The sequence below is a fragment of the Bacillus sp. CHD6a genome (genome assembly GCF_001293645.1).
Taxonomy (GTDB): Bacteria; Bacillota; Bacilli; order Bacillales; family Bacillaceae_I; genus Sutcliffiella_A.
On record NZ_LBMD01000003.1, the window covers coordinates 229,781 to 241,700 of the forward strand.

11 protein-coding genes are annotated in these 11,920 nt (G+C 46.3%); all 11 read right to left on the bottom strand.

Annotated elements, in window-relative coordinates:
- Positions 1 to 111 precede the first annotated feature (111 nt).
- On the bottom strand, positions 112 to 1,416 hold the full coding sequence (murA, locus tag AAV98_RS05665; protein WP_060664595.1) for a UDP-N-acetylglucosamine 1-carboxyvinyltransferase: 1,305 nt from the start codon (positions 1,414 to 1,416) through the stop codon (positions 112 to 114).
- A 32-nt stretch (positions 1,417 to 1,448) separates the two neighbouring features.
- A complete protein-coding gene (locus AAV98_RS05670; protein WP_060664596.1) occupies positions 1,449 to 2,282 on the bottom strand; it encodes a YwmB family TATA-box binding protein in 834 nt (277 codons plus the stop codon).
- A gap of 400 nt (positions 2,283 to 2,682) precedes the next feature.
- The gene (locus tag AAV98_RS05675) at positions 2,683 to 2,913 is read right to left on the bottom strand and encodes a DUF1146 family protein (protein WP_060664597.1); all 231 of its coding nucleotides are present in this window, start codon (positions 2,911 to 2,913) and stop codon (positions 2,683 to 2,685) included.
- A 225-nt stretch (positions 2,914 to 3,138) separates the two neighbouring features.
- Positions 3,139 to 4,668 carry an NADH-quinone oxidoreductase subunit NuoN gene (nuoN, locus tag AAV98_RS05680; RefSeq protein ID WP_060664598.1) on the bottom strand — a complete coding sequence of 510 codons (1,530 nt, stop codon included), beginning with the start codon at positions 4,666 to 4,668 and terminating at the stop codon, positions 3,139 to 3,141.
- Between the two features lie 7 nt (positions 4,669 to 4,675).
- Positions 4,676 to 6,214 carry a complex I subunit 4 family protein gene (locus AAV98_RS05685; protein ID WP_060664599.1) on the bottom strand — a complete coding sequence of 513 codons (1,539 nt, stop codon included), beginning with the start codon at positions 6,212 to 6,214 and terminating at the stop codon, positions 4,676 to 4,678.
- Positions 6,211 to 8,079 carry an NADH-quinone oxidoreductase subunit L gene (gene nuoL, locus AAV98_RS05690; protein ID WP_060664600.1) on the bottom strand — a complete coding sequence of 623 codons (1,869 nt, stop codon included), beginning with the start codon at positions 8,077 to 8,079 and terminating at the stop codon, positions 6,211 to 6,213. The genes AAV98_RS05685 and nuoL overlap by 4 nt, the downstream gene beginning before the upstream one ends.
- Positions 8,080 to 8,393: 314 nt before the next feature.
- The gene (gene nuoK / locus AAV98_RS05700) at positions 8,394 to 8,708 is read right to left on the bottom strand and encodes an NADH-quinone oxidoreductase subunit NuoK (RefSeq protein WP_060664602.1); all 315 of its coding nucleotides are present in this window, start codon (positions 8,706 to 8,708) and stop codon (positions 8,394 to 8,396) included.
- On the bottom strand, positions 8,705 to 9,244 hold the full coding sequence (locus AAV98_RS05705) for an NADH-quinone oxidoreductase subunit J (RefSeq protein WP_060664603.1): 540 nt from the start codon (positions 9,242 to 9,244) through the stop codon (positions 8,705 to 8,707). Before AAV98_RS05705 ends, nuoK begins: the two co-directional genes overlap by 4 nt.
- Positions 9,241 to 9,660 (bottom strand): NADH-quinone oxidoreductase subunit NuoI, encoded by a 420-nt coding sequence (gene nuoI, locus AAV98_RS05710; RefSeq protein ID WP_060664604.1) that lies wholly within the window; start codon positions 9,658 to 9,660, stop codon positions 9,241 to 9,243. The genes AAV98_RS05705 and nuoI overlap by 4 nt, the downstream gene beginning before the upstream one ends.
- 147 nt (positions 9,661 to 9,807) lie before the next feature.
- Entirely contained in the window at positions 9,808 to 10,818 is a 1,011-nt protein-coding gene (gene nuoH, locus AAV98_RS05715) for an NADH-quinone oxidoreductase subunit NuoH (RefSeq protein WP_060664605.1), read from the bottom strand.
- Positions 10,818 to 11,918, bottom strand: coding sequence for an NADH-quinone oxidoreductase subunit D (locus AAV98_RS05720; RefSeq protein ID WP_060664606.1), 1,101 nt, complete (start codon positions 11,916 to 11,918; stop codon positions 10,818 to 10,820). The genes nuoH and AAV98_RS05720 overlap by 1 nt, the downstream gene beginning before the upstream one ends.
- Positions 11,919 to 11,920 lie beyond the last annotated feature (2 nt).

Below are 11,920 nucleotides of genomic sequence, written 5' to 3' on the forward strand. Positions count from 1 at the left end.
TCATCCTTCACGTCGAAACCCAGCAAAAAAAGTTCAAAAAAGGGTCTGACCCTTAAAGGAGTCTGACCCTCAATGTAGAATATAAATAAATGATTGGCTGTTTTGGTGTGTTTAGGCTTCTTTGATTTGCTCTAGGATAACTGTTTGTTCTTGTTCCATGGAGCTTACGCGTTCGATGTCTGCGCCTAGTGCTGCTAGTTTGTTGTGGAAGTTTACGTATCCACGGTCTAGGTGTTTTAGCTCGGTTACACGAGTGTAGCCGTCTGCGATTAATCCTGCTAGGGTTAATGCTGCTGCTGCACGAAGATCTGTTGCCGCTACTTCTGCGCCTTGTAATTTGGATGGTCCATTGATAACAACGGAACGTCCTTCAATCTTGATGTCGCCGTTCATACGACGGAACTCTTCAACGTGCATGAAGCGGTTTTCAAATACTGTTTCCGTAATCATGCTCGTGCCTTCAGCTGCCAATAATAAAGACATCATTTGGGATTGCATATCTGTTGGGAATCCTGGGTGAGGCATTGTTTTGATGTCAATTGACTTAAGCTTTTCTGGTCCAATAACGCGTAATCCGTTTTCGACTTCTTCAAACTTAACGCCCATTTCTTCCATTTTGGCGATTAAAGAGCTGGAATGTTCCGGCACTGCGCCTTCCACAATAACGTCTCCACCTGTGATTGCAGCTGCTACCATGAATGTACCTGCTTCAATGCGGTCAGGGATGATGTTGTGTTGGCATCCATGTAATTCGGAAACCCCTTCAATTCTAATGGTACCTGTACCTGCTCCACGAACTTTTGCTCCCATAGAGTTTAAGAAGTTCGCCAAGTCCACGATTTCCGGTTCTTTTGCAACGTTTTCCATGATTGTTGTACCTTCAGCAAGAGTTGCAGCCATCATGATGTTTTCTGTTGCCCCTACACTTGGGAAATCAAGATATATTTTCGCGCCTTGTAATCTTCCGTCTACTTCGGCATCGATATAACCATTTCCTACTTTCACTTTCGCACCCATCGCTTCGAATCCTTTTAAATGCTGATCGATTGGTCTTGATCCAATTGCACAGCCTCCAGGTAGAGCAATTTGCGCTTTTCCGTTACGTGCAAGCAATGATCCCATTACTAGGACAGATGCACGCATTTTTCTTACATATTCAAACGGTGCTTCCGTATGAAGCTCTCTTGTTGCGTCGACAATTATACGATTATTTTCAAAATCAACATCGGCATTCAAATATCGCAAAACCTCGTTAATCGTATAAACGTCGGAGAGCTCAGGTACATCTAAGATTTCGCATTTGCCTTTGCTAGCTAATAAAGTTGCGGCGATGACAGGTAGTACTGCATTTTTTGCTCCCTCTACTTTAACAGTACCTGTTAACCTTTGTCCGCCGCGGACGATGATTTTTTCCAAAACGTTCCCCTCCGCGTCTTTTATTCTATATATTAATATTCAACAGTAATAATTGGCGTGCCTACAATCACGGTAGTCTTATCGCCCATTCCTTGTGTTCGTAACCCAATTTGTAAGTTCATCTTTCCCTGATGTGTCGGAAGAACATTATTCCATGCATCAGTATATGCTGAAACGGAAACAAAGGTATCTTCCTGAATCTCTTCAACTACTTGTGCTGAAAATGCGTCTAGTAAAATATTTGTCGTATTTTGCAAACCATCTTCAATTTTAGCACTGAAATCCCCAGTCATACAACTAAATATTTCAAAGTCTTCGTGAGAAATTTTGGTAAGATTCGAATGGAAATCGTTTATTATCTCTGTTGCTACAGGCTTTTCCCAACCATATCCAGTAACCTCATATAATAAATACGATGATTTGGATGAGTTTGTGTGGGTGGTGATGAGCTGAAGAGTCTCTTCTTGCTTTAGTAAGTCATTATAATAAGTCCCAACTGCCTTCCATTGATTCTCTTCTTCTATCACGTTCCAAGTAAGATGGCCCATACTCTGTTTTAAACGATTTACCTCATTTTGAAAAGCGACTAAATCCCTAATTTTATAGACGTTCTTCCGACTATAAAGTTTCCACTCCTGAATATTTATTTTCTCCTTCTGAAAAACTTCCGCGATTTCAAGTATCTCAGTACTGATATCGTTTGGTAATTGAGCTCTGCTTCTTTCATTCCCAAGAATTACCCACGTAAAACATATAACGAAAATAAAAAATAGTCCTAGCAATCTATTAATAAAAAGTTTCCACTTTTTCTCTGTATATTTCGTATGAGTTACCAAGCCCTTGTTCGCATTCTCCATCTTAAACATATCCCCCACGCCCCTCTGTTTGTTACTAAACAGTGTCGCCAATGTGGAAGTAAGAGATACATAGAAATGTTCGTCAAAATTTTTGTGGTTTTTTTCTTTTTTGGGGTCAGACCCCGGCAGGAGTTTTAACTCTTACGTAGAAGGCTGCAAGTGTGGTTATTTGTGTGTTGAGTTTGGTGTCGATTTTTGGGGAACTTAGTCGGTTGGCATGTATTTGAGGTTGTTTGGACAGTTTTTTAGATTATTCCGCATGTTTTTGGGGTTGTTTGGACAGTATTCATTGGGGTTTCGCATGTATTTAAAAAATCTTAAAAATTCTCAATGATTGAACACTGATTCAACGAGATTTGTACTAAAGCCAGAGGAGTTTTTCCCCTGGCATGCTGAAATATGCTTATTTTCACCAAATCATCGGCAGTCTTTGTGATAGGAACAGGTAGTCTAGGAAAAAGTTGCTGACTGAGGATCCGATAGCGATGGTGACGAGGATCAGTAGCAGTCTGATTTGGACGACTTTGTTTGGTTTCATCCATTTTTCGTATTGGATGGCTTGGAGTGCCCACCAGGTGATGCTGATGAATAGTAGGTGGGAGATGATGCTGACGAGTGCTTGTACTCCGAAATCGATCATTGTGAAAGCAGCCTCCTCTTTATTTTAAATTAAAGTTTTCGGTATTCGCCGCTGTTGATTTCCACGGACGGTGCTTGAGTCTCCTCAAGATGCTGCGTGGTCTCAATTACCAGCTTAAAACACCTTACTTCATTAGTTTCTTCCTATAGTAATCCACAAAAAAGAAGGAGCGTAGAAACTCCTTCTTTCATATTAAATCATATACCCCTAAAAGATTACAATCGGTTAGTTGTCTGTTTCAAAGATATCTAATAAAATATCAAAATTGCTTCCGAACATGTCTATGGCAAGGCCTGGGAAGATTCCGAGGACCAGTGTAGCAACCGCGCAAACTAACACCGTAATCCTGATTCCAACGGGAACGTGAATTTTTTCCTGGCTTGCAGCTGGGCGGAAGAACATTTGTGTCATGATACCGAAATAGTAAAAGTATGAGACGACGGTGGTCAGGATTAAGACGGATGCCAGGACGTAGGCGTTGTTAGGTTCGGAAATGGCACCGACGAAGATCGATAATTTTCCGATGAATCCGGCTGTTCCCGGGATTCCAGCCAACGACAGTAAGAATACTGACATCAACACTGCAAGCAAAGGTGAGCGTTGATACAAACCAGCGAAACGACTTAGATCTTCTGAGTCATCCTGTGCGGTGACGACTTGCAGTACTGCCAATGCTCCGATGTTCATGAACAAGTAGGCAACCAGGTAGAACCACATTGCTTCAAAAATGAAGATGAAGTTGACGGTGGCTAGTGGAACCAGCAAGTAACCGGCGTGTGCGACTCCGGAGTAAGCGAACATCCGCTTAACGTTGCGCTGACGCAAAGCAACAAAGTTACCGACAATCATAGAGGCGACGGCCAAGACTGCAATAAATTCCCCCATGGAGAACAGCATGGATGAGCCTTCTGCTGAGCGCGTTGGGAAGAACAGGGTTACAAATAGGCGCAGGACGATGATGAAGCCTGCAGTTTTGGACACAACTGCAAGGAATGCTGTTACTGGTGTCGGCGCGCCTTGGTAGACGTCTGGTGCCCACATGTGGAATGGGGCGGTCGCGAGCTTGAAGGACAAGCCGACGAACATCATCATGAAGGCGATGACCAGTAAGTATTGCATGTCGCGAGCGTTGATTTGCGATAGTGATATCCACATTTCCTGCAGGTTGGTTGTGCCGGTCAGTCCGTACACGTAGCTCATCCCAAACAGGGTGATCGCCGTGGCGATTCCGCCGTTAATGACGTATTTCATAGCCGCTTCGTTTGATTGCAGGTTCTTTTTGCGAAGGCCTGCCAAGATGTAAGAAGCCAGGGATAATAATTCAAGTCCGACAAACAATGTAATCAGGTCGCCGCTTGAGGACATAATCATGGCCCCGAGGACGCCTAGCAGCAAGAGGTAGAAGAACTCGCCTCTGTACTCCCTCAACCCTTCTTTTGGCTCGTAGCTGATGGCCATGAGCATCACAAATGCTGCCCCTGCTAAAATTAACGTTTTAAAGGCCATCGCGAAGCTGTCAAGACGGTATGTTTCGTATAAAATTGTGGTGACTTCTGTTGGGCCCTTGTCGTACATGCCCACCAAGAATCCGAGGGCTGTCAGGATGCTGGCGAATCCTAGCCAGCCGAGCAGTCTCCGGTCTATTTTTTTCGGCAAAAATAAGTCCAGTAGTGAGAGAAGGGTTGCTACACCAAGGATGATGAATTCTGGTGCCATGACACTCCAATCAAAGCTGAGTAAGGTTTCTAAATCCATCTCCTGTTCACCCCCCTATCCCTAAAATAATGGCGTTAATGGTGTCTTGCAGCGGTTGTGCGAGAATGCTAGGGTATACTCCGATCAGGATGATGAAGAATAGCATGGCAAATACGGGAACAAATTCAATACCGCGCAGGTCCACTACTTTCTCGCTATATCCTGCCGCTTTCGTGCCAAAAGTCATGCCGAGCACTGCTCGCAACAGGTATGCCGCTGTTAAAATGATTCCGAGTGTTCCGACTGCTGCGACCACTGGCATGTCATGGAAAAGTCCCATGAAGGCAAGGAATTCGCTGACAAATCCAGACATGCCAGGCAAGCCGAGTGAGGCCATGGCGGCAACTAGGAAGAAGCCGGCTGTAAGTGGCATTGCTTTTGCGAGACCGCCAAGCTTGCCAATTTCTGTCGTTCCTGTGCGTTCATACATCACTCCGATTAAAAAGAACAAGAGTGCTGCGATGAATCCGTGGGAGACTACCTGGAAGATCGCGCCTTGGATTCCCGCTTCGTTCAGGGCCGCAAGCCCGATCAGGACGATTCCCATATGCGAGATACTGGAGTAGGCCAGCACCATTTTGAAATCTGTTTGGATGAGTGCGAGGAACGCTCCGTAAAGGAGGTTCACAACTCCCAAGATTGCTAGAATGAAAGCGAGTTGGTCGAATTGTTCCGGGAAAATTCCAACGCCGAAACGGATGAGACCGAATGCCCCTATTTTTAAAAGAACGCCGGCATGCAACATAACGATGGATGGCGGTGCTTGCACGTGGACCTTCAGCATCCAGCTGTGAAGCGGGACGATCGGTAACTTGATACCGAATGCCACAAGCAATGCAAGGAGCAATCCCATGCGTAGGTCATCTGAAACTTTGCCAAGGAACATGGCATCGCTGTTGCCGGTGAACATAGCCGTGATTTCGGCGATATTCATCGTTCCTGTTTTGGTGAAAAGGACAACAAAAACGATTAATAGAATGGCAGAACCAAGTCCGTTGTAGATAAGGAATCGGTATGCTGCACTTTCTTTTTCAAAATAACCCCACTTACCGATGAGGAAGAACATTGGGATTAAGGTAAGCTCAAAGAAAAAGAAGAATAAGAGCAGGTTTTCCGCTACAAAGACCCCAAGCATTCCGATTTGTAAAAGAAGAAAGAGAATGAAGTAACCTTTCCATTCTTTTTTTACATGGATGCTTGCAATTGCTGCAAGGGTCGAGAGCACTGCCGTCAGTAAAATCATGACAAGCGAGAAGCCATTGATACCAAGCTCGAAAGAAATCGGCTGGTATACTTGAGCTCCGTAAATTTCTTTGGTCAGATCTTTGTTACCAAAAGTGATCCACTCCAGTTTCACCGCGTACTGCTCAAGTCCCGCTCCCGCTTTGTATTGCCAGAACGCGATCACCGCGAGAATCAAGGACGGCAAGGTTGCTAGGAACCCCACCATTTTGATGGCTTCCACGTTTGTTTTTGGTGTAAAAAGAAGAACCAAAATACCTAAAAGAGGGGCAAAGATTAAGGCTGTCAGAAATAGGCTGTTCATCCGATGTACCCCCCTGTGAAGACGAAAATGATGATGAGAATGGCGAGTCCGACAAACGCTACTGCGCCGTATGTCTGGGTTTGGCCGTTCTGTACTTTCGCTCCTAATCTACCGATTTGTTGAGATGCCGCGGCAATCCCCTTCATCGTTCCGTGGACAAGGAACTCGTCGATGTACTTCAGGAACAGGCTAATTACTCTAGTTCCGTAGATGAATGTCATATTGTAGATTTCATCGACGAAGTATTTGTTGCGTAAAATGCTGTAAAGATACGGTGCGCCTTGACTGAATGTTTCGCGCGCAATCGAGCGGCGGTAGTAAATCAGGTAGGCGATTCCAATTCCGGCAACTGATACAAGAATGGCAGCTGCCATGATCCATTTTGGTCCCTCAATATGGGATGGTCCATACATAGTGGTCCCTTCTGTCAGCCAGTCTCCGAGAAAATGGCCAAACCAAGGGGTGTTCATGTAACCGGCCACGACTGCAAGGACGCCAAGCACGATCATCGGAATGGTCATGACGGACGGTGATTCATGAACATGACGCTGGTCCCCGCGTGCTTCGCCTGTGAAAACCAGGAAGAACAGGCGGAACATATAGAATGCAGTGAAAAATGCGGCAATCAGTGCTAGTAAGAAAAGAAAAGGATTTCCATTCACCCAGGCAGCAAGGAGGATTTCCTCTTTACTGAAGAATCCGGAGAACAATGGAACACCTGTGATCGCAAGGGTTCCAATTAAAAATAAGATTCCAGTAGTGCGCATTTTTTTCCAAAGTCCACCCATCTCGTCGATGTTTTGTGTGTGGACGGCATGGATCACGCTTCCTGCTGCAAGAAACAGCAAGGCTTTGAAGAATGCGTGTGTGGTGAGATGGAAAACTCCTGCCACATAGCCTGCAGATCCGAGTGCAAGCATCATGAAGCCGAGCTGACTGACGGTAGAATAGGCTAGTACTCTCTTAATATCTTTTTGTACAAGGCCGATGGACGCTGCAAAAATGGCCGTGAATGCACCAACGATTGCGACGGTCATCAGCGCTGTTTCACTCGCATTGAATAGTGGAAACAGGCTTGCCACTAAGTACACCCCTGCTGCAACCATCGTTGCGGCGTGAATGAGAGCAGACACTGGTGTTGGACCTTCCATCGCGTCAGGTAACCAGGAATGTAGTGGAAATTGACCGGATTTCCCCATTGCTCCGATGAAAATAAGGATGGCAATGAGGGTTAGCATTCCAGCCGATATTGCTCCTGCATTCACTGCTTCAAAAATAACATCGTATTCGAAGCTTCCGACCTGCCAGAATAATAGGATAATCCCGATGAATAATCCTACATCCCCAATACGCGTCATGATGAACGCTTTTTTGGCAGCGGCTTTTGCTTCATTTTTATAAAAATAGAACCCGATGAGCAAGAATGATCCTACTCCAACAAGCTCCCAGAAAATGTAGAGCTGAAGCAGGTTCGGTGACATGACAAGTGCCAACATGGCAAAGGTAAATAGGCCAAGATAGGCGTAGAATACATGGAAACGGTCGTCTCCGTGTATGTATCCTTTGGAATAAATATGTACGAGTAAGCTGACAAGTGATACTACGACAAGCATCAAGGCATTTAATTGATTGACTTCATATCCCGCCGTCAGTACGACGTCTCCTATTTGGAGCCAGTCGATTGTGGCTTTGAAGGTTGGTGCTGAAAACCGCTCCCATAGTGCTGTGAGGGAAAAGATGAGTGATAGAGCGATGAGTGCGATTCCGAGGAATGCGCTCGATTCTTTCATTCTTTTGCCGACAAGCAGTAACAGGATAAAGGAGATCAGCGGAAAAAGCGGGATGATCCAGGCATTCTCCATCATCGTATCAAGTCCCCTTCTTTTACGCAGCTTTGTGTTTGGTGGCTGCGTTTTTGTGCAAGCTGGTTGCGGAGGTAGAATTTAGTTTGGTAATTCGATAACTCCCTGTTGATTTCCGTTCCACGTGTTCGCTTTCCGCGGGACGGTGCTTGAGCCTCCTCACTTCGTTGCGGGGTCTCAACCAACCGTTACTCCCCCGCAGGAGTCTCACACCTTGCACTCCAATCATCAGGGGGAACTGGAATTATATTCATAGTAGCTTTTTGATAAAAATACTGATCTGTGTTTTGCACTAGGCTAGAATCATCTGCTAGGACTTAGTTCTTCAACGTATTCATTTCGTCGATGTTGACGGTGCGGCGGTTGCGGTAGAGGGCTATGAGGATAGCCAGACCTACTGCGGCTTCTGCTGCTGCGACGGTGATGGTGAACAGGGAGAATACTTGCCCTGTGATGGATGGTCCGATGCCGAATTTGCTGAATGCGACAAGGTTAATGTTGACGGCGTTCAGCATGAGTTCGATACAGATCAGGACGATGACCGTGTTGCGTTTGGTGAGCGCCCCGTAAAGTCCGATACAGAATAGAATAAGTGCTAATACCAGGTAGGCTGATAATGGAACTCCGCTCATTCCTTGGTCGCCTCCTCTTTTAAAGCGTCTGCGTCTTCGTCATCTCGTCTTGCCAAAATGATTGCTCCGACTAGTGCGACAAGCAGGATTACGGAGGTCAATTCAAATGGAATGACGTATTTTGAATAGATGGCTATACCAATCTGTTCGGTGTTGTTCACATGCAGGTCGGGTGATTCTTGAGAGCCAAGGTCAAGGCTGTACAATCCGAAGTACATGACTGCTGCAAAACCGAGAACCCCTGCGCCAACGAGTATTTTTCGGCCAAGGCCGGATGTTTCGGACTCGTCATTGTGGCGGGTCAGCATAATTCCGAACAGCATGATGATGGTGATGGCACCAGAATAGATGAGTATTTGTACGGCCGCTACGAATTCAGCGGAGAGCATGACATAGATGCCGGCGATGCTGATGAAGGTGAACACAAGGGCTACAACCATGTGAACGACCTTTGTCAGGTTTAGCATAAGCACTCCACCGGCGATCGCAGCGATTGCTAGGAAAAGAAATGCGATAAATTCACCGGTTATCGTCATGCTTTATTCTCCCTTCTGATGTTCGTATCGTTTTCATCGAGCCATTGCAGGTCTTTGAAAAGTCGATCCCGGCTGTATTCGGCAAGCTCAAAGTTGTTGGTCATGATGATGGCCTCTGTCGGACAGACTTCTGTGCAAAGGTCGCAGAGGATGCAAATTTCAAAATTGATATCGTATGTGTCGATGATTTTCCCTTTTTTGGTTGGATCCGGGTGTTTTTTTCCGGTAAGGTCGATGCAGTCTGTTGGACAGATGTTGGAGCACTGGTTGCAGACGATGCACTTTTCCGGGTAAAATTTCTGGATGCCGCGGAACCGGTCCGGTAGTGGAAGCGGTTCGTTTGGATAATCATAGGTCACTTTTTTCTTCGTTAAGTTTTGTAGGGTATATTTTAAACCTTTTGCAAGACCGCGCATTTCGCTTCACCCCTATTCTTCCGTTACTTTTATTAAGAGACTAATGGTCATAGTAGCTATATGGGAATCGGGCGATTTCCCGTTGGTTTCGGGCGACTTTTTGAAAATACGGGCGATTCCCATATTTGTTGCCCAAAACTCTTCCCCCTATTTGAAAAACAATTCCTTCATAATCGCTGAGAAAAAGATATTCGCTAGTGCTACTGGCAACAGTACCTTCCAGCCAAACTCCATCAATTGGTCTGCGCGCAGACGCGGGAAGGTGACACGAATCCAGATGAGCACGAATACGACTACGCTGAATTTTAGTGCGAACCAGACGGCACCCGGGATGAATCCGAGGAACTCGAATGGTGGCAGCCATCCGCCTAGGAACAGGACGGTTGTAAGTGAAGCCATGGCGAACAGGTACACATATTCTGCTAGCATGAAGAATGCCCAGCGGAAGCCGGAGTATTCGACATGGTAACCCGCGACAAGCTCGGATTCTGCTTCTGGCAAGTCAAATGGTGTACGGTTCAACTCTGCGACAGATGCTATCACGAAAATTAAAAACCCGACCGGCTGAAGGATGATGAACCAGAATGTTTCGCCTTGTGCTGCAACGATTTCGTTTAAGTTCAGGCTGCCTGCCAAGAGGACAACCCCGATTACCGACATGACAAGTGGCACTTCATAGGAAATCATTTGTGCTGCGGCACGCATTCCTCCTAGTAACGAGTACTTGTTGTTAGAAGCCCATCCTGCCGCTACGACGCCGACTGTTGTGATGCCGGAAATGGCAATGTAGTAGAGCAAGCCGACCCCAATATCCGCAAATTGAAAGCGGTCGGTGAATGGGATGGTGGCAAGCACCATGAACGCCGGTGTGAAGGCGATAACTGGTGCGATAATGTATAACGGTCGATCTGCGAGTTTCGGGATCGTGTCTTCTTTTATAAGAAGCTTCAACACGTCGGCTACTGTTTGGAGCAAGCCCCATGAGCCCCCAACCTGATTCGGTCCCATACGTCCTTGCATGAAGCCCATTACTTTACGCTCTGCAAGGATTCCGTACGTTACAAAGCCAAGGACGGCAAGGAGCAGTGCCGTTGCCAATCCGAAAAAGATGAAAAAGTTCGTCCAGGATGGTGATGAATGCAGTAAGCTCTCCATCATTAGCCATCCACCTCCCCGAGGACAATATCAATTGCCCCTAAAATGGCGATCAGGTTTGCCATGTTTTCGCCTTCTAAAAGTTTCGGTAAGATCTGCAGATTGTAAAAAGACGGACGGCGGAATTTTAAGCGATATGGTTCTTTTTTTCCGTCACTGGCAATGTAGCAGCCAATCTCTCCACGCGGGGATTCGATGCGCACATATGCCTCTCCCTTTGGCGCCTTGATGATTCTTGGCACTTTTGCCATGATCTCGCCTTCTTCCGGGAATTGTTCAACAGCTTGTTCAATGATCTTCAGGGACTCTTCAATTTCCTCCATGCGGCAGTGGTAACGCGCCCACGCATCTCCACCTTCACGTGTTGGAACGTCAAAGTCAAAGCGATCATAGATGGAGTATGGCTCATCTTTACGAAGATCCCACTTCACTCCGGTACATCTGAGGTTCGCGCCACTCAGGGAGTACGCAAACGCATCCTCCTTCGTGTAACGGCCAACCCCTTTCACACGGCTCATGAAAATTTCATTGCCTGTCACAAGGTCATGGTAGCCCTTCAGCTGCTCCCTCATATATGGAACAAATTCTTCTACTTTTTTAATCCAACCCTCAGGTGCATCCCACTTTACGCCTCCAACTCGCATGTAGTTGAAAGTTAGTCGGGCTCCTGACAGCTCATTTAATAGATTGATAATCATTTCGCGTTCACGGAACGCATATAGGAACGGACTTACCGCCCCGATATCAAGTAAATATGTACCATACCAAACTAAGTGACTGGCCACACGCCCAAGCTCCATCGCAAGCACGCGAAGGTATTCCGCGCGGTCTGGAATCTCAAGGCCCATCATCGTTTCCACCGCGTGACAGATAACATAGTTGTTGGTCATGGCGGAAAGGTAATCCATCCGGTCGGTGTACGGGATAATTTGCGTGTATTGTAGGTTCTCCGCAAGCTTTTCGGTACCGCGGTGAAGGTATCCAATGACCGGTGTCGCTTCCTTGATGATCTCTCCATCGATTTTTATGACGAGTCGGAACACCCCGTGGGTACTCGGATGCTGTGGTCCGACATTCAGTAGCATCTCCTCTGTACGAATCATCT